This is a genomic window from Clostridium manihotivorum (genome assembly GCF_004015185.1).
GTDB classification, from domain to species: Bacteria; Bacillota; Clostridia; order Clostridiales; family Clostridiaceae; genus Clostridium_AR; species Clostridium_AR manihotivorum.
Genome location: NZ_CP025746.1, coordinates 3,749,127 through 3,773,116, shown reverse-complemented (window position 1 = coordinate 3,773,116; position 23,990 = coordinate 3,749,127). Strand labels below are relative to the sequence as shown.

Below are 23,990 nucleotides of genomic sequence, written 5' to 3'. Positions count from 1 at the left end.
AGTAATGAATGAAGAATTTATAGGTGCATTGAAAGAGATTGTAAAAGAGAAGGGGATAAGTGAAGATCTTATTTTTACAACCTTAGAAGATGCTCTTGTAGCTGCTTATAAAAAGAATTATGCTAATTCTACTACAGCAGCTCAGAATGTAAGAGTAAGTATGAATAGAGAAACTGGTGAAATCCATGTTTATGCTCAAAAGTCAATTGTTGATTTTGTATATGATGAGGTATCAGAAATATCAATTGATGAAGCAAAAGAGATAGATCCTAGATACGAAATAGATGATGTTGTTGAAATAGAAGTTACTCCAAGAAACTTTGGAAGAGTGGCTGCTCAGCTTGCAAAGCAGGTTGTAATCCAAAGGATAAAGGAAGCAGAAAGAAATATTATCTATAATGAATTCATTCAAAAAGAGTTTGACATAATAACTGGAACTATAATCAGAAAAGATAAGGGAAATGTTTTTGTGGACTTAGGTAGAATTGAAGCTATACTAGGACCTAATGAACAAATGGCTGGTGAAGAATATAATTTCAATGAAAAGTTAAAACTTTACATTGTAGAGGTTAAAAATACTTCAAAAGGCGCACAAGTATTAGTGTCAAGAACACATCCAGGCTTAGTTAAAAGACTTTTTGAATTAGAAGTTCCTGAAATATTTGAAGGAATAGTAGAAATAAAGAGTATTGCTAGAGAAGCAGGTTCAAGAACAAAAATTGCTGTAAACACAACTGATGAATCTGTAGATCCTATGGGCGCTTGCGTTGGACCAAAGGGTGCTAGAGTCCAAAACATAGTTAATGAGCTAAAAAATGAAAAGATAGATATAATTAAATGGAGTAAGCTGCCTGAAGAATATATAGCTAATGCATTAAGTCCAGCTAAGGTTCTAGACGTTGCTATAGATGAAGATAATAAATCTGCTAAAGTAGTTGTAGATGATAATCAACTATCTCTTGCAATCGGTAAGGAAGGCCAAAATGTAAGATTGGCTGCTAAGCTAACTGGATGGAAAATTGATATAAAAAGCAAATCTCAGGCTGAATAGCTTAAAAGCTTGGAGGTGCTAAAATGAAACCAAAAAAAGTTCCTATGAGAATGTGCACAGGCTGCATGGAAATGAAGCCTAAAAAAGAACTTATAAGAATAGTTAAAAGTCCTGAAGGTGTTGTCTCTGTAGATTTAACCGGTAAAAAATCTGGTCGAGGCGCTTATATATGTAAAAGTGTTGAATGTCTAGATAAGGCTTTTAAAGCTAAAAGACTTAATAAGAATCTTGAAACAACGATAGATGAACAAATTTATAATAACTTAAAGGATGAGATTGTAAATGAATAATAAGTTTCTTCAATTTTTAGGATTAGTAAAAAAATCTGGTAATTTAATTGAAGGTTACAATCGATGTGAAGAAATATTAAAGAAAAAAAAGATTTATTTGTTTATATTCTCAACTGAGCTATCTATTAATAGCAAGGAAAAGTTTGTCCGCTATTGTAAGGATAAAAACATTCCTTTTTTAGAGAAATACTCTAAAGTAGACTTAGGAAATAGCTTAGGTAGAACTGAAATTAACATATTAGCTATTACAGAAGAAAATATGGCTAAGAAGTTAATAGAGCTTGGTGAGAATATTTGATAAATCCAACGAATTTTGTCGGGGGTGAATCTATGTCAAAAATAAGAGTATATGAATTGGCAAAAGAATTAAATGTAGCAAGTAAGGATCTTATCACTTTGCTTATGGATGAATTTAGCATAGAGGTAAAGAATCATATGAGTGTTATTGAAGATGAGGATGCAGAACTTATAAAAGAACTGTTGGCAGGTACTGGAAATACATTGATACCTGAAGGCTCAGATGATGAAGAAGAAATTTCTAAAACCATTGTAGATGAATACGAAGAAATGGTTGCTGAAGAAGTTAATAAAGCAGGTAAGAAGAGAAAGAAAAAGAGATCAGAGGATGAGTCCTCAGATTCAGAGGATGAAACTGCTGAACTAGATGGTGGAACTATTGAGATAAGTGACACTATAACAGTAAAGGAATTGGCTGAAAAACTAAATAAACCTGGTGCTGATGTAATAAAGACTCTAATATTTACAGGAGTAATGGCTGCTATAAACCAAGAAATAGATTTTGCTACAGCTGAAAAAGTTGCAGAAAAATATGGCTTTGCAGTAACTAAGAAGGAAGAAGAATCTACATTAGAAACTTTTGATGAAGAAACTGATGTTGAAGAAGAAGAAAATTCAGAAAGCAGACCACCAATAATAACTGTTATGGGTCACGTTGACCACGGTAAGACTTCTTTGCTTGATGCTATAAGAAAAGCAAAGGTAACTGAGTCAGAAGCTGGTGGTATAACTCAGCACATTGGTGCTTATACTGTTAATGTTAACAGTCAAAAGATAACCTTCTTAGATACACCAGGACATGAAGCATTTACAGCTATGAGAGCTCGTGGTGCTCAGATTACAGATATAGTTATCTTAGTAGTTGCTGCAGACGATGGTATAATGCCTCAAACAGTAGAAGCTATAAATCACTGTAAGGCAGCAAATGTTCCTATGGTTGTAGCTATAAATAAGATGGATAGACCTGGTGCTAACATTGATAGAGTTAAGCAAGAACTTACTGAATACGGTCTAGTATCAGAAGATTGGGGCGGAGATGTAATATGCGTTCCTGTTTCAGCAAAAACTCATGAGGGTATAGATACCTTACTAGAAATGGTTCTTTTAACTGCAGAAATGTTAGAGTTAACTGCTAATCCATCAAGAAGAGCTAAGGGAACTGTTGTAGAAGCTAAACTTGATAAAGGTAGAGGAGCTGTAGCTTCATTACTTATCGGTAATGGTACACTACATTCAGGCGATTCTATAGTAGTTGGTTCAACTTATGGTAGAATTAGAGCTATGTTTGATGATAAGGGTAAAAAGATTAAGCAAGCAGGTCCTTCAATACCTGTAGAAATACTTGGTTTATCTGATGTTCCTTCAGCAGGGGATAGATTTATAGTTGTTAAAGACGAAAAGACTGCTAGACAAATGGCTGAATCAAGAAAAGAAAAGCATCGTGAAGAGAGCTTTAATAATTCCAATAGAGTATCTCTTGAAGATTTATATAGTCAAATAAGAGAAGGTAAAGTTAAAGAGTTAGCTATAATAGTAAAAGCTGATGTTCAAGGTTCTGTTGAAGCAATAAGATCATCATTGGAAAAGTTATCAACTGATGATGTTAGAGTTAGAGTGATTCACGGAGCTGTCGGTGCAATAACTGAAACTGATATAACTCTTGCAACAGCTTCTAATGCTATAGTTATAGGCTTTAATGTAAGACCAGATAATAATGCTGTAAGTATAGCTGAAAAAGAAAATGTAGATATAAAGACTTACAGAATTATTTACGACGCTATAGAGGATATAAAATCAGCGATGATAGGTATGCTTGAACCAGAATATAAAGAAGTTGTTCTTGGAAGAGCTGAGGTTAGACAGACATATAAGATTTCTAATGTTGGTACTATTGCCGGATCTTATGTTCTAGATGGTAAGTTAGTAAGAAACTCAGAAGTTAGAGTTATCAGAGATGGTATTGTTATACTAGAAGGTAAGCTTTCATCATTAAAGAGATTTAAGGATGATGTTAAGGAAGTAAATGCAGGATATGAATGCGGATTAAGCTTAGAAAAGTTTAATGATATCAAAGAAGGCGATATCGTTGAAGCCTTTACTATGGAAGCTATTCAAAGAAAAGAACTTTAAAAGAGGTGATTTTCATGCCTAATTATAGAGGCGGAAGAATTAACGAAGAAGTGAAAAAAGAAGTTAGTGATATTATAAGAAATAATATAAAAGACCCTAGACTTACAGCTATGGTCAGTGTCACTGATGTAAAAGTTACAAAGGATTTAAGATATGCTAATATATATCTAAGTATATTTGGTAAAAGTGAAGAGGAAAAGGATGCTTCGTTTAATGCTTTAAAAGGTTCTAGTGGATTTGTTAGAAAAGAACTTGGACATAGAATAAATTTAAGACATACACCTGAAGTAATTTTCCAAATAGATGATTCTATTGAAAAAGGAATGCATATAGATTCTCTTTTAGAGAAGATAAAGGAGAAATAATAATGACACTACATGAAATTGCTAATAAAATTTTACAGATGAATAAAATAGGTATTACATTTCATGTTTCTCCCGATGGTGATGCTGCTGGCAGCGTTCTGTCGTTATGTCAAGCTTTAAGAAAAATTGGTAAGGAAGCTTATATGATATCGAAAGATGCGATATCATATAATTTAAGCTTCCTTCCTTTTTCTAATATGCTAAATGGAGAATGTGTAAAACCTAAGGATGGTACAGATTGTGTCATAATACTTGATTGTGGCAATAAAGAAAGAATTTCAGCAGAACTTGATAACTTTAAAGGAACTGTTATAAATATAGATCATCATATGTCAAATGATCTTTATGGTGATTTTAATTACGTTGATGTTAATGCTGCTGCTACAGCAGAAATAATATATGAGCTTATAAATATATTAAATGCTCCAATGGATAGTGATATAGCAAGATGTCTATATACTTCTTTGGTTACAGATACCGGTTCTTTTAGACATTCCAATGCCACTACTACTACACATATAATTGCATCAGAACTTCTGAAATTCAATATTTCTCATTCAGATATTCACAGTAATATATTTGATAACAAGCCATACGAAAAGTTGAAATTAACAGGTTATGTGCTTAGTAACACAGAACTTATGTTTGATGGAAAACTTGCAGTTATGGAGATAAGTAAAGATATATTAAATAAACTAAATATGATTTTAGATGATTCGTCTGATATTATTTCGCAAGGACTTCAGATAAGAGGTGTGGAAGGCTCTGTTTTATTTAGAGAAGTAGACGGCGGTGTAAAAGTGAGTCTAAGATCCAAGAAGTATTTGAATGTAAATAAAGTGGCCTCTGTTTTTGGTGGTGGAGGACATGTAAGGGCCTCAGGAATAACAATGAAGGATATATCTTTAGAAGAGGCAAAAAAATTAGTTTTAAATCAAATTAAAGAAGAGATATAGATATGAATGGGATAATAAATATAAATAAGAGCACAGGGATGACTTCTTTTGATGTGGTTAGGAAAGTAAGATTTTTAACCAAGGAGAAAAAGGTCGGACATACAGGAACCCTTGATCCTGAAGCTTCAGGGGTTCTTCCTGTTTGCATGGGAAAAGCAACTAAGATAATAGATTATATTATGGAAAATCAAAAGTCCTACAGAGTAACCTTTAAGCTAGGCGTTATAACAGATACATATGATTTAGAAGGAACTATTATAAAAACTTCTCCAACTGACCATATCAAGGAAGAAGAAGTTGCTGAGGTAATATCTAAATTTGTAGGCGAGATAGAACAAGTTCCGCCAATGTATTCAGCACTTAAAGTAAACGGAAAGCGATTGTATGAACTTGCTAGGCAAGGTAAAGAAATTGAGCGACAAGCAAGAAAAATATCTATATATGATATAGCAAATATAGATATAAACTTACCTTTTGTATCCATGGATGTAACTTGTTCTAAAGGGACTTATATAAGAAGCTTATGTTTTGATATAGGAGAACAGTTAAAGGTTGGCGCTGTAATGACTGCATTATGTAGAACAGCTAATGGTGCGTTTACTTTAGAGAATGGTGTTACGCTAGAGGAGTTAGAGAAATCCAATATAAGCGATTATATTATTTCAATTGAAGAAGCACTAAAGTTTTATGATAGCATTACCGTTAATGATAAGTTTGCTAAGCTATTAATTAATGGGGTAAGAGTGAGTGACAATAGTATGGTTAAAGAAAAACTTGACTTTGATAGGTTATATAGAGTATATAGTAAAGAGAAGTCTTTAATTGGGCTAGGTAAAATGAATAGGGATGGCTTTAAGTTAGAAAAATTATTATTAGATTAGAGGTACAAAGATGATAATTATTGATGAAAATAGCAAAATCTCTTTAGAAAAAGCTTCTTATATAGCTCTAGGAAGTTTTGATGGTTTACATTTAGGTCACTTAAGCTTAATAAGTAAAACCATAGAGCTAGCTAAGAAGAACCATTGTTCTAGCATGGTATATACTTTTAGAAATCATCCATTAACAGTTGTGAATAAGGAAAGAGCTCCTAAGTTACTTCTTGATAATGAAACAAAGCTTGAAATTCTTGAGGAACTTGGTATTGATGTTGCATGCCTTGTGAATTTTAATGAGAACTTTATGAAGATAGAGCCAGAAGCTTTTATAGAACAACTCTTAACTAACTATAATGCAAAGGGTATTATTGTTGGATTTAATTATAGATTTGGCTTTAAAAATAAGGGGGATGTGGAGCTTCTAAAAACTCTAAGTGAAAAGTACGGATTTGAACTTCATATAATGGGTGCATTGATGAATGAAGAAAATATAATAAGCAGTACTAAGATTAGAAACCTTCTAGCTGAAGGAGACTTAGACAGCGCAAATGCATTGTTAACTAGACCTTACGTTCTTAGAGGTAAGGTTGTATTAGGTAAACAGTTAGGCAGAAAGTTAGGTTTTCCTACTGCCAATATAGAAGTCGATTCAAATGCTGTTTTACCTAAGATAGGAGTTTATTATACTAACACGATTTATAAGAGTAAACTGTTTAAAAGTATAACCTCAGTTGGTTATAATCCTACTGTAGATGGAAAGAATATTACTATAGAAACTTATATTTTAAACTTTAATAAAAGTATATATGGTGATGAATTAAAAGTATATTTTATAGAGAGAATAAGAGATGAAGAGAAGTTTGATAGTTTAGAAGCGTTAACGCAGCAACTGAAAAGTGACAAAAATTTTGCTGAATCGAGAAAAAAACTAAAGGGATTGTAAAAAAATTCATTTACAACGAAAATCAGTTCTGCTATAATACGTTTGAGAACCTAATCCTAAGATCAAAGGTTTGCCATCTTTTTCTTGGAACTAGGGGATAATTTTGGAGGTGTATACAATGGATAAGGCAAGAAAACAAGAAATTATTGCTCAACACGCAAGACATGAAGGAGATACTGGTTCACCAGAAGTGCAAATAGCACTATTAACTGAAAGAATCAACTACTTAACTGAACATTTAAAGGTTCATAAAAAGGATCACCATTCAAGAAGAGGTCTTCTAATGATGGTTGGTCAAAGAAGAGGTCTTTTAAATTACCTATCTTCTCAAGATATCGAAAGATACAGAGCAATAATCGGAAAATTAGGTATAAGAGGTTAATCTGATAAGAGCGGTTATACCGCTCTATTATTTTACTCTCTACAAAATTGTAAAATTTTAAGTAAATAATGAATAATTTCTTAAGATTTAAAGAGAAAATAATATATATTAGTCTATAAAAACCTTCTTATACAAATCTTCAGAGTAAAATACACATATAATAATTTATAAAAAGTGTATTGGACAAATTTTACTCTTAAATCAACTGCGTTTTTTATAAATCAGTGAATAACTATGTTGTATTATATTTAAAATAGTTATGACATAAGAGTAAAGTGAAAAATCCGCCCTTAACTTTAGTTTTAACTTTTTAAAGGCAGATTAGAAAATACTAATGAAACTCGCTTTAGCGATTTTTAAACAATTTAAAGTAAAGTTTTACATAAGTAACCGGAAGGAGGTATTAACACATGAACCATTTTCATGAAACCACTGTAGCTGGTAGAAAGATGAAAGTAGAATTTGGAAAGATTGGAATGCTTTCTGATGCTGCTATTCTTATGAGTTATGGTGATACAGTAATATTAACAAATGCAAATGCTTCAGAAGCACCAAGACAGGGGATTGACTTTTTTCCTCTAAGTGTAGAGTATGAAGAAAGATTATATGCAGTAGGAAAAATACCTGGAGGATTTATCAAGAGAGAGGGTAAGCCTTCAGAAAAAGCAATTCTAAATGGAAGAGCTGTCGATAGACCGCTTAGACCACTATTCCCAAAAGGATATAGAAATGACGTACAAGTAGTTTGTACAGTAGTTTCTGTAGAAAAAGATAACCTTCCAGAAATTCTTGCGATAAATGCAGCATCCACTGCTCTTTGTCTATCAAGCATACCATTTACAACTCCAGTAGCTGCAGTACAAGTAGGTTTAATTGGTGATGAGTTTATACTTAACCCAACATCAAAACAAAGAGAAGAAAGTATATTATTCTTAACTATATGTGCAACTAAAGATAGAGTTATGATGATAGAAGCTGGTGGACATGAAATACCAGAAGAAACTATGATCAATGCTATTAACTTTGGTTTTGAAGCATGTAAAGGTATAGTTGCTTTCCAAGAAGAAGCAATGAAGCTTTATGGAAAAGAAAAGAAGGAACCTTTAATATATAAGGTTGATGCTGAGTTAGAAAAGACAGTACGTGAGTACTCTTTTGAAATGATAAAGAAAGCTATGTACATTATCGATAAGAATGAAAGAAATGTAGAAATGGATGAAGTTAAGAAGAGTGTAATAGATCACTTTGCTGAAGTTTATCCTGATAACATGTCTGATGTTAACGATGTTGTATATAGAATTCAAAAAGAAATCGTAAGAGATATGCTTTTACATGAAAGAAGACGTCCTGATGGAAGAGCTTTTGATCAAGTAAGACCAATAAACTGTGAAGTAGGAGTATTACCAAGAACTCACGGAACTGGTATATTTACTAGAGGTCTTACACAAGTTATGACTGTAGCTACTTTAGGTGCTATAGGAGATGTTCAGATTTTAGATGGTATTGGAGAAGAAGAATCTAAAAGATATATGCATCACTATAACTTCCCTTCTTACAGTGTTGGTGAAGTCAGACCTTTAAGAGGACCAGGTAGAAGAGAAATAGGCCATGGTGCTTTAGCAGAAAGAGCTTTAGAGCCACTTATACCATCAGAAGAAGAATTCCCATACACAATAAGACTAGTTTCAGAAGTATTAAGCTCTAACGGTTCTACATCGCAAGCATCAGTTTGTGGATCAACTTTAGCTTTATTAGATGCAGGAGTTCCAATTAAGAGACCAGCAGCAGGTATAGCTATGGGATTAATCACTTCAGAAGACTTATCAGAAGAAGAAGTATTAACTGACATACAAGGTATTGAAGATTTCTTTGGAGATATGGACTTTAAGGTGGCAGGAACAGAGAAAGGTATAACTTCTATTCAAGTAGATACTAAGATTGCTGGTTTATCAGAATACTGCATAAGAACAGCTATATATGATGCTAGGAAAGCAAGACTTGGAATTCTTGAAAAGATAAAGGCATGTATCCCAGGTCCAAGAGAAGAAGTTTCATTATATGCACCTAAGACTTCTGCAATACAAATTGATCCTGATAAGATTAGAGATGTAATCGGAGCTGGTGGAAAAGTAATTAATAAGATAATTGCTGATACTGGTGTTAAGATAGATATAAAAGATGATGGTAAGGTTTTTGTATCTTCTTCAGATCATGAAGGCGTTAAAGAAGCATTGAAGATAATAGATGGACTTACTCGTGAAGTAAAAGCTGGAGAAATTTATTTGGGTAAGGTTGTTAAGATAGCTCAGTTTGGAGCTTTTGTTGAAATATTACCTAATAAAGAAGGTTTAGTTCACATTTCTAAATTAGATGTAAGTAGAGTAAATAAGGTTGAAGATATTGTATCTGTTGGTGATGAGATATTAGTAAAGGTTACTGATATAGATAATCAAGGAAGAATAAATCTATCTAGAAAAGATGCAATAGCAGAATCACAAGAAGAAAAGCCAAAAGAATAAATATGAAAGGGCAACTTAAAAATTGCCTTTTTATTCTTATACTCAAAAAATCACTAATGAAAGTCGCATTAGCGATTTTTTCGTTTTTAAAACTATATTAAAGGTAAAGCAGATTGGTATATAACATACAATTAAAAGCACAATATAATCGAAAGAATAAAATATAATATGTGGCCTTAAATATTAGTTAAAAATGCATTTAAAAGGCTAATGCTGAAAAAAATTCTTTAAAGAAGGTACCTTTATAGAATTTTTTATTATAAGGAGGTATTTTTATGTATAATCTGTACACATTATCCAATGGTCTAAGAGTTGTAACAGAGTATATAGATCACGTTGACTCTATAAGCATAGGATTACATGTTGAAAATGGGTCAAGAAATGAAAATCTAAATAATAATGGTATCTCACATTTTATAGAACATATGATGTTCAAAGGTACAAAAAATAGAAGCGCTAAGAAGATAGCAGAAGATATTGAGAATGTAGGAGGCCAAATAAATGCATATACAAGTAAAGAATCTACTTGTTATTATTTTAAAGCACTTTCTACTCATGCAGAACTATGTTTAGAAGTATTATCCGATATGATGTTTAATTCCAAATTTAGTGAAGAAGATATTCAAAAAGAGCAAGGAGTTGTTGTTGAAGAAATAAACATGGGTGAAGATACTCCTGAAGATGTACTTTCTGATATTCATGCTAAAGCTGCTTTTGGTGATGATTCATTATCTTATCCAATATTAGGGACACCTGACACGGTAAGATCTTTTAACAGAGAAATTATAACAAAGTATATAGAGTCCCACTATACACCTAAAAATTCAGTATTATCAGTCTGTGGAAAATTCGATTATAAAGAACTTATAAAGTTAGTGGAATGTTATTTTGGTAACTGGTCTGTGGAAAGAGATATTGTAACAGAGTATTCTACGCCAAGCTTTATGAATAATTTTGTTAGTGCAGAAAAAGATATTGAACAACTTCATATAAACTTAGGCTTAAAAGGGGTTCCAATTGGAGAAGATAATGGGTATAATTTAATAGTTCTTAATAATATCTTAGGTGGTGGAGCCTCCTCTTTACTTTTTCAAAAGATTCGTGAAGAAATGGGAGTTTGTTATTCGGTATACTCATATCCTTTATCATATAAGAATGTTGGAATGATGAACATTTATGTAGGACTTAACCCAGTGTATGCTGAGCAAACACTGCAAGCAATAAATGAAGAATTACAGCTTTTTATAACAAAAGGAATAACCAAAGAGCAACTAGATATTAATAAAGAAAAGATAAAAGCAAATTATGTTCTAGGTTTAGAAAGCACAAGCAGTAGGATGTTCAGTAATGGTAAATCAGTGCTATTTTTAAATAAGATAAATAAGCCAGAAGATATAATAAGTAAAATCGATAAGATAAACTTTGAAACTGTACATAGTATGCTTGAAGAATGCTTCAAGCCTGGAATTATAAACGGAGCTTTTGTCGGAAAAGAAATTGATATAGATACGTTGTCCACGCTAGCACAAAAGGATATAGCTGCATACAATACTAGTGAAGGAAATATCTAAGCATAAAATCCTCCTTGGTATCATAACTTGATGTTAAGGAGGTGTGCTATCATGAGTGACAATATTAAGTATTTATCTGAGATGGAAAGATATGAAATAATAAACGTCAATGATGGTGAAAAGTATAATTCTTTATCAAGCAATGATATAGTTATAGATGATGAAGGAAAATTAAAATTTCTTATCATAAATATTAATATATCAAAGTTTAGCCTATTTGGTGGAGATGAATTTCTTGAAATACCATGGGATTATGTGAAAAAGATAGGTGCTAAAACAATTATTCTTGACGTTGAAGAGGAAATGATTAAAAGAACTAAGCTTTAACAAAGGAGTGATATTTTGAAAATCATCATACAAAAGTTTGGTGGGACTTCAGTATCTACATCTGAAAGAAGAGAACAAGTCATCGAAAAAATTAAAGAGGCAATAAACAAGGGGTATTCACCAGTGGTTGTAGTTTCTGCTATGGGCAGAAAAGGTGAGCCTTATGCCACAGACACACTACTTTCGCTATTAAATAGTGATTTTAAAAATGCGAACAAGCATACAACAGATATGTTGATGTGTTGTGGAGAAATAATTAGTTCTACAGTATTATGCCAGGAGCTCTATATGAATAATATTAAAGCTACCCCTCTAACTGGAGGACAAGCTGGTATAATAACTAATAGTGACTTTACTAATGCACGTCTGCTAGATGTGGACACAAAGAGAATTCTTCATTTGCTAAATGATGGTATAGTTCCTGTAGTTTGCGGATTTCAAGGGATGGACAGCGAAGGTAATTTTACTACTATAGGAAGAGGTGGAAGTGATACAACAGCATCTATATTAGGTGTAGCTCTGAAAAGTGAGCAGATAGAGATATTCACTGATGTAGATGGAATTATGACTGCCGATCCAAGAATAGTAGAAGACGCTAATCTAATAGATAAAATAAGCTATAACGAAGTGTTTCAATTCGCAGATCAAGGGGCTAAAGTTATCCATCCAAGAGCAGTTGAAATAGCCATGAGAGGCAATATACCTCTTGTAATAAGAAATACTATGTCTAAGTGCAAAGGTACAGTTATTGACAATGTTGGTGACAGCAGCGATCCTCGTATTTTGACTGGTATTACTCACATGTCTGGAAGGATTCAAGTAACTATAACTGATGCAGATAACGAAAATAAAAATGAATATAAAAAGGTGTTGGATACCTTAGCTGAAAATAAGATAAGTTTAGATCTTATAAATATATTTCCTAAAGAAAAAATATTTACAATAGATTCAGAAGACTTAACAAAGTTGGAGACAATATTAAAAGATAGAAATATTATTTATCATTTGGTTAAAGAATGTAGCAAAATTTCTTTAATAGGTTCTAGAATGAAGGGAATTCCTGGAGTAATGGCAAAGATAATAAGAACCTTAGATGATAATAATATAGAAGTACTTCAAACAGCAGATTCTCATGCTACTATATGGTGCTTAATACATTCCTTCGATGTAGAAAAAGCAATTAACGTACTTCATAAAGCTTTTATGTAAATAATTGAATAAATGCTTACTCTCTTGTACAAAATATAGGAGTACAGGAGGAGTGATCATGAGCGAAATAAAAAATGAAGAAAAAAGAACAGATGATAAAATTGAATCCATAAAAGAACTTGGCAATACGAATTCTACTCAAGATGTGCAGCAAAGAATTCATATATTATCTATAATTGGTCAGATAGAGGGGCATGGTGTATTACCTCCGCAAACAAAGACCACTAAATATGAGCATGTAATACCTCAGTTAATAGAGATGGAACAAAATGAGAAGGTAGAAGGTATTTTAACCATTTTGAACACTGTTGGTGGTGATGTGGAAGCTGGGCTTGCTATATCAGAGATGATAAGAAGTCTAAGCAAACCTACTGTATCTCTAGTAATAGGTGGAGGACACTCTATAGGCGTTCCTTTAGCAACTGCCTCTGATTACTCATTTATATCACCTTCTGCTACAATGATACTACATCCTATAAGAATGAATGGATTAATACTTGGAGTTCCTCAGACTTTTAAGTATTTTAATAAAATGCAGGAGCGTATAAATGAATTTATAATAAGAACCTCTAAGATAAATAAAGAAACTCTTAGAACTCTTATGCTTCAAACTGATGAGCTTTTGAATGATATGGGAACTATCTTAGTAGGAAAAGAAGCAGTGGATTATGGACTTATAGATGAAGTTGGGGGGATAAAAGAGGCACTTGACAAATTGAACTCAATGATAGATAGTGTAAATAAACCATAGGTAAATCCTATGGTTTATTTATGGTTTTTGGAGGAAATTTATCTCTATGTGTAGAAGTAGTAAAAGGGGTGAATAATATGGCAAAGAAGAAATCTACAAGTAAAAAAAATCAGAAAAAGAAGAACTCAGATATTACAGGAATAATACTATTAGCTATAAGTTTGGTTTTAGCTATAAGTATATATAGTGATGCAGCTGGGTATCTTTCATATTTTTCTAAGTATTTTTTTACATCAGCAATTGGAATAGGTACTTTCATATTGCCTTTATACATGATTTATTTATCAATAATATATATAAAATCTAAAGGAAGTATAATACTTTCTAAAACTTTTATAATTATAACTGCCGGTATAATAAATTCATTGATATTTATACAAGTTATTTCAATAACCAACTATTACGATAGTACTAGCTTTACCAACTCTTTAAAAGCTATAATTGGTTCTAAAAGCTATTTTCACAGTGGAGTTATTGGCTTTTCTATAACCTTGCCTATATATAGATTAATAGGTACAATAGGTACCTTTATTCTTAATATGGCTGTATACGTAATACTTTTTATTGTTGGCTTTGATTTTTCTTTAGATTCAATAAACATGAATATTAAGCTATTTCCAGAGAAAAAGGATAAGAATGTTGAAAAGCCTAATAAAGTAGAGCCTAAAGAAGAATTCCTTGTACTTGAGGAAAAAAATAATGATCAAAATGAGTTCATAAATGGTATAAATAATAAAATAAAGATATTGGACTTTATGAAAAATGCATCAATTCATGAAGAAGTGGTGTCAGAAAGTGCTCCAACAAAAGTTGAAATCACTGATAGTACTGCTAATAGCAATAGAGTTTCTGATAAGAAAAAAGCCTTGGATAATGAAGTGAAAGAGGATGTAAACAAGGAATTAACAGAGAGACTACTATCTTCAGAGGAAACTGAATATATAATTCCTTCCACTGAGCTTCTAAATGTAAATTCTGCATCAAAACTAAAGAAGGAAGATAAAAAAGACTTACTTCAAAACGTAACTAAATTGGAAGATACTTTGAATAGTTTTGGAGTAGAGGCAAAAATTGTACAAGTAACAAAAGGACCTTCAGTAACGAGGTTTGAGTTACAGCCTAGTGCTGGAGTTAAAGTAAGTAAGATTGTTAATTTATCTGATGATATAGCTTTAGGTCTTGCAGCTAATGGCGTAAGAATAGAGGCACCTATTCCTGGAAAAGCAGCAGTGGGAATAGAGGTGCCAAACAAAGAACTTACACCAGTGTTTCTTAGGGAAGTCTTGGATTCTGATGAATTTATAAATGCCAAAAGTAATTTGGCTTTTGCACTTGGTAAGGATATAGCTGGTAAGTCAATCGTAGCAGATTTGAGTAAGATGCCTCACTTGTTAATTGCAGGGGCCACAGGATCTGGTAAGAGTGTATGTATAAATACTTTGATAATAAGTATTCTATACAAATATTCTCCAGCGGAAGTTAAGCTTTTAATGGTGGATCCTAAGGTTGTTGAATTGAATGTATATAATGGAATTCCACAATTATTAATTCCAGTAGTAACTGACCCTAAAAAAGCTGCTGCAGCATTGAACTGGGCAGTAAATGAGATGACTAGAAGATATAAATTATTTGCTGATAGCGGTGTAAGAAATATAGAATCTTATAATAATTTATTTGACAAGGGAATCATTACAGAGAAGCTACCTTGGATAGTAATAATTGTTGATGAGCTTGCAGATCTTATGATGGCTTGCCCTAATGATGTGGAAGATTATATAGCAAGACTAGCACAAATGGCTAGAGCTGCCGGTATGCATCTTGTAATTGCAACACAGAGACCTTCTGTAGATGTCATCACAGGAGTTATTAAGGCCAATATTCCATCTAGAATATCCTTTGCTGTTTCTAGTCAGATTGACTCGAGAACCATACTAGACTCTTCAGGAGCTGAAAAACTATTAGGAAAAGGGGATATGCTTTTCTACCCAGTGGGAGAGGCAAAACCTGTGAGAATTCAAGGTGCATTTATCTCAGAAGAAGAAGTGGAACAAGTGGTTAATTTCATAAAAGGTACATCGGAAGAAACATCTTATGAAACTGAGATAATAGACCATATAAATAGCGAGGTTACTTCTTCTTCAAATGCAGCAAATCCAGATGATGGAGATGAACTCTTAGAGGAAGCTATAAGAATAGTAGTTGAAACTGGTCAAGCGTCTACATCCTTTCTTCAGAGAAAGCTCAGGGTAGGCTTTAATAGGGCTGCAAGAATTATGGAACAGCTAGAAGAAAACAATATAATATCGCCAAAGGATGGAAGTAAGCCAAGACAAGTACTTATAACAAAGGAAGAACTTGAGAATATGTAGAAAAAATACTTGTTTTAATAGTAAAACAGTTTTAAAATTAATTTGTATTATTTATTATATTATATTGTATTGAACACAGGAGGAATTACGTTGACAAAATATAAGGTGGGCTTGATAAGCCTAGGATGCGACAAAAATAGAGTTGATTCTGAAATTATGCTGGGTAAGCTAAAAAGAGATTATGAATTAACTAATGACCCTAAATCTGCAGATATAATTATAGTTAATACTTGTGGCTTTATAGAAAAAGCTAAACAGGAGTCTATTGATACAATATTAGAAATGGCAGAATATAAAAATAAATATAACTGTAGGTTGCTTATCGCCACAGGCTGTTTAACTCAAAGATATGGAACTGAGCTTACTGAGCTTATGCCTGAAATTGACATTATGCTTGGAGTTAATGATTATAATAAAATTGATGAGCTTATAAATTCTTTCATAAACAGTGAAAAATCAAAAATAACTAAATTGGAATACAGCAATATAAACATTAACGAAGGTGAAAGAGTTATTACTACTGATAAAGCTACTGCTTACATAAGAATATCAGAAGGCTGTGACAATTTCTGTACTTACTGTATTATACCTAAAATAAGGGGTAAATATAGAAGCAGGCAGTTAGAAGGTATAGTAGAAGAGGCTAAGACCTTAGCTCTTAATGGAGTTAAAGAACTTATTCTTATTGGTCAAGATACAACTAGATACGGTATTGATTTATATGATGCAAACAAACTACATGTATTAATGAATGAATTAAGTAGAATAGATGGTATTCAGTGGATAAGAGTGCTTTATTGCTATCCTGAAGAGATATATGATGAATTAATAGACGAAATTGCATCAAATCCTAAGGTATGCAAATATTTAGATTTACCTATACAGCATATAAGTGATAATATATTAAAGGCCATGGGAAGAAAAACTACAAAACAGGCGATAATAGATAAAATTAATCTTTTAAGACAAAAGGTTGATGGAATAACCTTAAGAACATCGCTTATAGTAGGTTTTCCAGGTGAAACAGATGAAGATTTTAGTGAATTAAAAAATTTCCTAAAAGAATATAAATTAGACAAAGTTGGGGTGTTTAAATATTCTAAAGAAGAAGGAACAGCAGCTTATGCAATGCCAAATCATGTTGATGAGGAAGTTAAAGCTAAAAGAGAAGATCTTCTTATGCTTACTCAAATGGAAGTTTCAGAAGCTATCAACAAAGAAAAGATTGGCAATGTGTATGATGTTTTAATAGAACAACTAGAAGAAGGAAGTTATTTAGGAAGATCTTATGAAATGTCTCCTGAAATAGATGGTAATATCATAATCAATGCTGCGAATAATGAACTAAATATTGGTGACATACTAAAAGTTAAAATTGTTGATTCTACTGAATATGATTTGTTAGGGGTTGTTTATAATGAATCTTGCGAATAGACTTACTATAATCAGGATATTCTTGGTGCCTATTTTTTTGGTTTTTATAGCTTTTAGAGATTTAACATATAGTACTTTTATAGCTACTTTTATTTTTGTATTAGCTTCATTAACTGATAAATTAGATGGATACATAGCTAGAAGTAGAAATCAAATTACTAGATTTGGTAAGTTTATGGATCCTTTAGCAGATAAGCTTCTGGTTACATCAGCACTTATATCATTAGTTGAATTGCATGTAGTACCAAGTTGGGCTGCAGTAATAATAATAGCTAGAGAGTTTGCTGTATCTGGGTTAAGGACTATTGCAGCAGCTGATGGTACTGTTATCGCTGCTAGCTGGTGGGGAAAAATAAAAACTGTAATTCAGATTGTTGCAATAATATTACTTTTATTAAAAGTAAATATTGGATCCTCTAAATACTTAACAAATTTAGTGACTGATAATAGTTTTATGAACAAGTTTTTTGATATAGCACCAACCGTTTCTTTGTATTTAGCAGTAATTGTAACAATACTTTCTGGAGTAGATTATTTTGTTAAGAATAAAGCTGCTATTAATACAGAAAAATAGGTTTAACATTTATGTAAAAGGTAATAATTTTAATATGTAAGTATTTGCCACTTCCTTATGGGAATTATTTTTTAAATTCTTTATTTTTAAGAATTAAAAAATGTAAATTCTATACTGAAGTGGTACATCTATATATTAGATAACAATATAATCATTATTTCCTAAATAATTTTTTTATTTTATAATTCATGTGAAAATTCAGTTTTTATTTTCAATTGATATATGTTATATATTTTTAGGTTGTATTTAGCTATAACTTAGTATAACAGTAAAGTATTGCTTAAATTAAAAAACTATATTGGTGTTGACTTATAAAATAAAGTAATTTATAATAAATATAGAACAAATGTTCGTCAGAGAGGATGTGTTTATCAATGGGTATTGATATGGAAAAACTTAAAGCCATAGAATCAGCTATGGGACAGATAGAAAAACAATTTGGAAAAGGCTCAATAATGAAATTAGGTGAGCATAGTACTTTAAATTTAGATGTGATTTCAACAGGATGCTTAGACTTAGATATAGCTTTAGGAATTGGTGGAGTGCCTAGAGGTAGAATAATAGAAATATATGGGCCAGAAAGTTCAGGTAAAACTACTGTTGCTTTAAATATTGCGGCAGAAGCACAAAGAGTTGGTGGCGCTGTAGCGTACATAGATGCAGAACATGCTTTAGATCCAAGCTATGCTAAGATAATAGGTGTTGACATAGATAATCTAGTAGTATCTCAGCCAGATACTGGTGAGCAGGCATTAGAAATTACAGAAGCCTTAGTTAGATCTGGTGCAGTAGATGTAATAGTTATTGACTCCGTTGCAGCCTTAGTTCCAAGAGCTGAAATAGAAGGAGAGATGGGTGATTCACACGTTGGATTACAAGCTAGACTTATGTCTCAAGCTCTTAGAAAATTAGCAGGAACTATAAATAAGTCAAAGTGTGTTGCTATATTCATTAACCAATTAAGAGAAAAAGTTGGTGTAATGTTTGGTAATCCTGAAACTACAACTGGTGGTAGAGCTCTTAAGTTCTATGCCTCTGTTAGAATGGATATAAGAAGAATTGATTCCATAAAGCAAGGCGAAGGTGTTGTAGGAAGCAGAACAAGAGTTAAGATAGTTAAAAATAAAGTGGCACCTCCATTTAAGCAAGCTGAATTTGATATTATGTATGCAGAAGGAATATCGAAGACAGGTAACTTAGTTGATGTAGGTGTTAAGGATGAAATAATACAGAAAAGTGGTGCATGGTTCGCTTATGGTGATGTAAGATTAGGCCAAGGAAGAGAAAATGCAAAGCAATTCCTTAAGGATAATCCTGAAATAGCCTCTGAGATAGAAAATAAAATTAGAGCGAAGTATGAGTTGCCAATATATAGTGAAGCTAAAGCTGAAACAAAAGCAGAAAAAAAACAAGCTAAAGCTAACGAAGAGCAAAAATAAATCGCTTATGCGATTTATTTTTTTGTTATAAAATACGAACAATTGAGAATAATAATATATAGATAATATTAAATTGTTTATATAACGCTTTAATCTATCAACTTGACATAATTTTAAAATTAATATAAAATAATAACAAATACTGGTTTATCATATTCATTTGTTTACAGTCTGAATTTAATATGACACCTTACTAAGCCTTCATATTTACTAATAATATAAATTGCTAAAATAGTGCGAAGGAGGTGTTATGATGCATTACATTATTGAAATTATAGTTTGTGTACTAGTTTTAATAGTGCTAGGAATTGTTGAGTATTCAGTAATAAAAAATACTTTTAAACGTAGAATGTCCAGTTTAGAACAGGAAGCTGAAGCTAATTTGGAAAACGCTAAAAGAGAGGCTGAAGCTCTAAAAAAAGAATCGATTTTGGAAGCTAAGGAAGAAGTTCATAAATTAAGAAATGATTTTGAAAAAGAATCCCGTGAAAGAAGAAATGAAATTCAACGTCTAGAGAGAAGAATGATACAAAGAGAAGAATCTCTAGATAAAAAAAGTGATGCTTTAGAGAAGAAAGATGAGGGCCTTAACAAAAAGATACAAGAGGTTCATCAATTGGAAGACAGTGTAAATGAATTGTACACAAAGCAGCGCGAAGAGCTAGAAAGGATATCAAACCTATCTAGTGAAGAAGCAAGACAAATTCTTCTTGACGAAATTAGTAAAGAAATCAAACATGATGCTGCTATAATGATTAAAGAAGTTGAAACAAAAGCAAAAGAAGAAGCTGATAAGAAGGCAAGAGAAATAATTACAACAGCAATACAAAGATGTGCCGCTGATCACGTTTCAGAATCTACTGTACATGTAGTAGCTCTACCAAATGACGAAATGAAGGGCAGAATTATAGGTAGGGAAGGTAGAAATATTAGAACTTTAGAGACATTGACAGGAGTTGATTTAATAATTGATGATACTCCAGAAGCAGTAATACTATCAAGTTTTGATCCAATTCGTAGAGAAGTAGCGCGAATTGCTCTAGAAAAATTAATTGTAGATGGTAGAATTCACCCAGCTAGAATAGAAGAAATGGTAGAAAGAGCGACTAAGGATGTGGAAAATGATATTAAGGAAGAGGGAGAACAAGCAACCTTCGAAACCGGAGTACATGGACTACACCCAGAATTAATTAGACTTCTAGGTAGATTAAAGTACAGAACTAGTTATGGCCAAAATGTGTTGAAACATTCAATAGAGGTTTCATATTTGGCTGGGCTAATGGCATCTGAATTAGGTTTAGATGTTACATTATCAAGAAGAGCTGGATTGTTACATGATATCGGCAAAGCTGTAGATCAAGAGTATGAAGGACCTCATGCCTTAATTGGTGGAGACTTAGCTAAGAGATATCATGAATCTCCGATAGTAGTAAATGCTATTGCGGCTCATCATGGTGATGTTGAGATGATGTCACTTGAAGCAGTACTAGTTCAAGCAGCTGATGCAATTTCAGCAGCTAGACCAGGAGCAAGAAGAGAAACCTTAGAGGCTTATATTAAGAGATTAGAAAAGCTCGAAGAAATTGCAAATTCATACGAAGGTGTAGAAAAGTCATATGCCATTCAAGCTGGAAGAGAGATTAGAATTATGGTTAAACCAGATCAAGTTGATGATGCAGGGTCCATTGAAATGGCAAGGAATATTGTAAAGAACATAGAAGAACAATTAGAATATCCTGGACAAATTAAAATAAATGTTATTAGAGAAACCCGTGCAGTTGACTATGCTAAATAAGTACAAAATACATTTTGTGAAAGCAAAATGTATTTTTTTATTCTTTATGTTGACTACAAGATTTTTTTCTTGTTCATTAGGAAAGGCAAATGCTCAAAAAGAGCTAAAGAAGGTTGTTTTAGCTTTCTTTTCTGAAATAGAACACTACATGGATGGATGCTAAAACCTCATAAAATATAATAAAAAAGTATTTAAGCTAGATTTAGAATTATTAAAAAAATAAGGCTATGTTCAATATAGTACTTTAACAGAGCTAAAAATAAAAAATAAAAAAATTTATAAAAAAGAAGGTTTTTCCTAATATGTGTAGAATATATATAGAGTAAAAGATTATTAGAACTTATGTAAACGATATCGTTAATTTCTAGGAGGTTATGTAATAATGGAAGTATTAAAAGTATCAACTAAATCTAACCCTAACTCTGTGGCAGGAGCTTTAGCTGCTATAATAAAAGAAAAAAATATCGTAGAAATACAAGCAGTTGGAGCTGGAGCTATAAACCAAGCTGTAAAAGCTATTGCTATTGCTAGAGGCTTTGTTGCTCCTAGTGGAAAAGATATAGTATGTGTACCAGCTTTCACAGATATTCAAATCGATGGAGAAGAAAGAACAGCAATAAAATTAATAGTTCAACCAAGATAAAAATAAAGGGGGCTTTTGCACTATGAATAGTTTTTCAAGTACAATAGCTCTTTTTGTATACGATTTAATAAAGTATAAGTATTAAATTTGAATTTTTCAACGGACAACCTTATCTATAATATTACATAGATAGGGTTGTTTTTTACTGTCTAAAGATCGCTCATGAGACAAAGGACGTCACAAAGCATTATTATAAGACCTTACTTATTTAGAAGGTAAGTATAAAATTTTGTTGGTTAATTGTGGTGCTATTGTGAGTTTAAAATAGATATTCAGAAAAAAATAAATCTTATTCGCCTGCCAAATTTTCCTTATATAAATTCAGAAAGGTATATGAACATAAGATTGCTTCTTCACAAATATTACTTTGACAGACATAGTAATATGTATTATCATATAATTATGAGGTGATAACATGAGTGAAGGCGTAATAAGTAGTGACTTGATTAGAGGAAATATAGATACAATAATACTTCGTGTACTTTATGATGGAGATAGCTATGGGTATGAGATTATTAAAACTATTTCAAAGAGCAGTGAAGGAAGATACGAATTAAAAGAACCTTCACTTTATACTAGCTTAAAAAGGCTTGAGTCTCAAAAGCTTATAGAGTCCTATTGGGGGGATGAAAGCCAAGGGGGCAGAAGAAAATATTATAGGATTACACAACTTGGAAAAGAAACTTATGAAAGATCATTGGAGGCATGGAAGTTTGCCAAAGACCTGATTGATAAATTAATAGAGAGATAGGAGGTTATTATGGAAACTTTGAGAGAATATGTGGATAGCTTGTTTTGTAAGTATAAAGAAGACAAACAAATACAAGAGCTAAAGTATGAGATTTTTACTAATCTTGAGGCTAAGGTGAAAGATCTAACTGAAAACGGATTGTCCTACGATAAAGCAATAGTTATGGCAAAAGAAAGTATCACAAGTATAGATTATCTTATTGACGGAAATAAGGAAATATATATAAATAAATTTAAGCTAGAATGCCTACAAATAACTTTATTGTATTCTTTGATAATTTGGATAGTGACAATACCAATATCCATTGTTGAAACTGGGAGGCTTTTAAATGCTCTATTGCTTGTTTTCAGTATTGTTTTAGGAGTGAATTATATTGGAGCTAGTAAAGAAAAGAATAAAGAAGTTTTGTTAGTTAAAAAGTTTTTTAACATTAGATCTGCTTATCGAATTAGAAGAATAGCTTGGGTACTATGGGGAGGGGGCTTCATAGCTTCTAGTATATATGTTACAATGGTTAGATTTGGAAGTAATATATGGTTTTCAAGATCGGTGAAGATAACTGGACCATATGAATTCGCATCAATTGTAATAAATTATTGTTATCCATTTTTGCTAATAGTGGTGCCTTTGTTTATAAACTCTATACCTCAATTGCTATTAAAGTATGAAGTAGGTGATTTAAATGAAAACAAGAAATAAAGCTATAATTTTGTTATCTATAGTAGGAGTAATACTATTTATACTAGTACAAGGGGTGGTAATACCTAGGAATAATAGAGCTAAAGAGAATTATATTATGGCGCAGAAGAACCCCACAAGTCATGATCTGAAAAGTATACTAAAATATAAAAGTAAGTATATGGGTGACATAAGTAATGTATCAAATTTATTTCATAACCTTCCTCTAAATGATGGGCAGCTTTCTTTTAAACTTATACCGGAAAATTTTATTTTACAAGTGAATTACAAGGATTTAGAGAAAAGATATAGTACTGAGGATATAGAAAGAGGTTTGATGTATAACTCTACAGCGGCATTTGCATTAATTGATAACTTAAAGCAGATTGACTATAGTGTAGATACTGTAAACTATAAAGTAGCAAGAAATGAATTTGAAAGATTGTATAATGTAAAGTTACCTATGTTATTGGAAGATTCAACTTGGAAAGAGAAAGTACAAGACAAATTGAAAGATAACAGCTATGTGAAGAATTATTCTAGTAACCTACTGAGAAAAATCGAGGAGTTTTAGCTTGTTTTGAATAGTACAATACTTTTATTCTATTTAGGTGAAATGATGCTAATTTATGTCTTTT

General features: G+C 31.9%; 23 protein-coding genes. All 23 read left to right on the top strand.

Translation table 11 applies throughout. The features are described 5' to 3' along the window. The first annotated feature begins 4 nt into the window (after positions 1 to 4). Entirely contained in the window at positions 5 to 1,051 is a 1,047-nt protein-coding gene (gene nusA, locus C1I91_RS17020) for a transcription termination factor NusA (RefSeq protein ID WP_128213936.1), read from the top strand. A 23-nt stretch (positions 1,052 to 1,074) separates the two neighbouring features. Then, positions 1,075 to 1,341, top strand: a complete 267-nt coding sequence (rnpM, locus tag C1I91_RS17015) for an RNase P modulator RnpM (protein WP_128213935.1) — start codon at positions 1,075 to 1,077, stop codon at positions 1,339 to 1,341. After that, complete coding sequence (locus tag C1I91_RS17010; RefSeq protein WP_128213934.1) at positions 1,334 to 1,639, top strand: ribosomal L7Ae/L30e/S12e/Gadd45 family protein; 306 nt, start codon at positions 1,334 to 1,336, stop codon at positions 1,637 to 1,639. Before rnpM ends, C1I91_RS17010 begins: the two co-directional genes overlap by 8 nt. Before the next feature lie 32 nt (positions 1,640 to 1,671). Continuing rightward, positions 1,672 to 3,768: a translation initiation factor IF-2 gene (gene infB, locus C1I91_RS17005; RefSeq protein ID WP_128213933.1), complete on the top strand. Its 2,097-nt coding sequence runs from the start codon at positions 1,672 to 1,674 to the stop codon at positions 3,766 to 3,768. Positions 3,769 to 3,782: 14 nt separating this feature from the next. Beyond that, positions 3,783 to 4,133: a 30S ribosome-binding factor RbfA gene (gene rbfA / locus C1I91_RS17000; protein ID WP_128213932.1), complete on the top strand. Its 351-nt coding sequence runs from the start codon at positions 3,783 to 3,785 to the stop codon at positions 4,131 to 4,133. A 2-nt stretch (positions 4,134 to 4,135) separates the two neighbouring features. Then, on the top strand, positions 4,136 to 5,089 hold the full coding sequence (locus tag C1I91_RS16995; RefSeq protein ID WP_128213931.1) for a DHH family phosphoesterase: 954 nt from the start codon (positions 4,136 to 4,138) through the stop codon (positions 5,087 to 5,089). A 2-nt stretch (positions 5,090 to 5,091) separates the two neighbouring features. Then, entirely contained in the window at positions 5,092 to 5,970 is an 879-nt protein-coding gene (truB, locus tag C1I91_RS16990) for a tRNA pseudouridine(55) synthase TruB (protein ID WP_128213930.1), read from the top strand. A 10-nt stretch (positions 5,971 to 5,980) separates the two neighbouring features. Next, complete coding sequence (locus C1I91_RS16985) at positions 5,981 to 6,910, top strand: bifunctional riboflavin kinase/FAD synthetase (protein ID WP_128213929.1); 930 nt, start codon at positions 5,981 to 5,983, stop codon at positions 6,908 to 6,910. A gap of 118 nt (positions 6,911 to 7,028) precedes the next feature. Next, positions 7,029 to 7,292 carry a 30S ribosomal protein S15 gene (gene rpsO / locus C1I91_RS16980; RefSeq protein WP_128213928.1) on the top strand — a complete coding sequence of 88 codons (264 nt, stop codon included), beginning with the start codon at positions 7,029 to 7,031 and terminating at the stop codon, positions 7,290 to 7,292. A gap of 410 nt (positions 7,293 to 7,702) precedes the next feature. Beyond that, complete coding sequence (locus C1I91_RS16975; protein WP_128213927.1) at positions 7,703 to 9,811, top strand: polyribonucleotide nucleotidyltransferase; 2,109 nt, start codon at positions 7,703 to 7,705, stop codon at positions 9,809 to 9,811. A gap of 275 nt (positions 9,812 to 10,086) precedes the next feature. Then, positions 10,087 to 11,382: a M16 family metallopeptidase gene (locus tag C1I91_RS16970; protein WP_128213926.1), complete on the top strand. Its 1,296-nt coding sequence runs from the start codon at positions 10,087 to 10,089 to the stop codon at positions 11,380 to 11,382. A gap of 51 nt (positions 11,383 to 11,433) precedes the next feature. After that, complete coding sequence (locus C1I91_RS16965; RefSeq protein ID WP_128213925.1) at positions 11,434 to 11,709, top strand: YlmC/YmxH family sporulation protein; 276 nt, start codon at positions 11,434 to 11,436, stop codon at positions 11,707 to 11,709. A 15-nt stretch (positions 11,710 to 11,724) separates the two neighbouring features. Next, on the top strand, positions 11,725 to 12,918 hold the full coding sequence (dapG, locus tag C1I91_RS16960) for an aspartate kinase (protein ID WP_128213924.1): 1,194 nt from the start codon (positions 11,725 to 11,727) through the stop codon (positions 12,916 to 12,918). 58 nt (positions 12,919 to 12,976) lie between these two features. After that, entirely contained in the window at positions 12,977 to 13,669 is a 693-nt protein-coding gene (locus C1I91_RS16955; RefSeq protein ID WP_128213923.1) for a ClpP family protease, read from the top strand. A gap of 77 nt (positions 13,670 to 13,746) precedes the next feature. Next, positions 13,747 to 16,038, top strand: a complete 2,292-nt coding sequence (locus C1I91_RS16950; RefSeq protein WP_128213922.1) for an FtsK/SpoIIIE family DNA translocase — start codon at positions 13,747 to 13,749, stop codon at positions 16,036 to 16,038. Positions 16,039 to 16,128: 90 nt separating this feature from the next. After that, on the top strand, positions 16,129 to 17,472 hold the full coding sequence (gene rimO / locus C1I91_RS16945; protein ID WP_128213921.1) for a 30S ribosomal protein S12 methylthiotransferase RimO: 1,344 nt from the start codon (positions 16,129 to 16,131) through the stop codon (positions 17,470 to 17,472). Next, positions 17,456 to 18,046: a CDP-diacylglycerol--glycerol-3-phosphate 3-phosphatidyltransferase gene (gene pgsA / locus C1I91_RS16940; RefSeq protein ID WP_128213920.1), complete on the top strand. Its 591-nt coding sequence runs from the start codon at positions 17,456 to 17,458 to the stop codon at positions 18,044 to 18,046. The genes rimO and pgsA overlap by 17 nt, the downstream gene beginning before the upstream one ends. Positions 18,047 to 18,420: 374 nt before the next feature. Beyond that, positions 18,421 to 19,485 (top strand): recombinase RecA, encoded by a 1,065-nt coding sequence (gene recA, locus C1I91_RS16935; RefSeq protein ID WP_128213919.1) that lies wholly within the window; start codon positions 18,421 to 18,423, stop codon positions 19,483 to 19,485. 253 nt (positions 19,486 to 19,738) lie between these two features. Then, a complete protein-coding gene (rny, locus tag C1I91_RS16930) occupies positions 19,739 to 21,280 on the top strand; it encodes a ribonuclease Y (RefSeq protein ID WP_205694343.1) in 1,542 nt (513 codons plus the stop codon). 382 nt (positions 21,281 to 21,662) lie between these two features. After that, positions 21,663 to 21,923: a stage V sporulation protein S gene (locus C1I91_RS16925; RefSeq protein WP_072991331.1), complete on the top strand. Its 261-nt coding sequence runs from the start codon at positions 21,663 to 21,665 to the stop codon at positions 21,921 to 21,923. Positions 21,924 to 22,338: 415 nt separating this feature from the next. After that, entirely contained in the window at positions 22,339 to 22,674 is a 336-nt protein-coding gene (locus tag C1I91_RS16920) for a PadR family transcriptional regulator (protein ID WP_128213917.1), read from the top strand. A 9-nt stretch (positions 22,675 to 22,683) separates the two neighbouring features. After that, entirely contained in the window at positions 22,684 to 23,373 is a 690-nt protein-coding gene (locus tag C1I91_RS16915) for a hypothetical protein (protein WP_128213916.1), read from the top strand. Then, a complete protein-coding gene (locus C1I91_RS16910; protein ID WP_128213915.1) occupies positions 23,357 to 23,926 on the top strand; it encodes a DUF4825 domain-containing protein in 570 nt (189 codons plus the stop codon). The genes C1I91_RS16915 and C1I91_RS16910 overlap by 17 nt, the downstream gene beginning before the upstream one ends. The last annotated feature ends 64 nt before the right edge of the window (positions 23,927 to 23,990 follow it).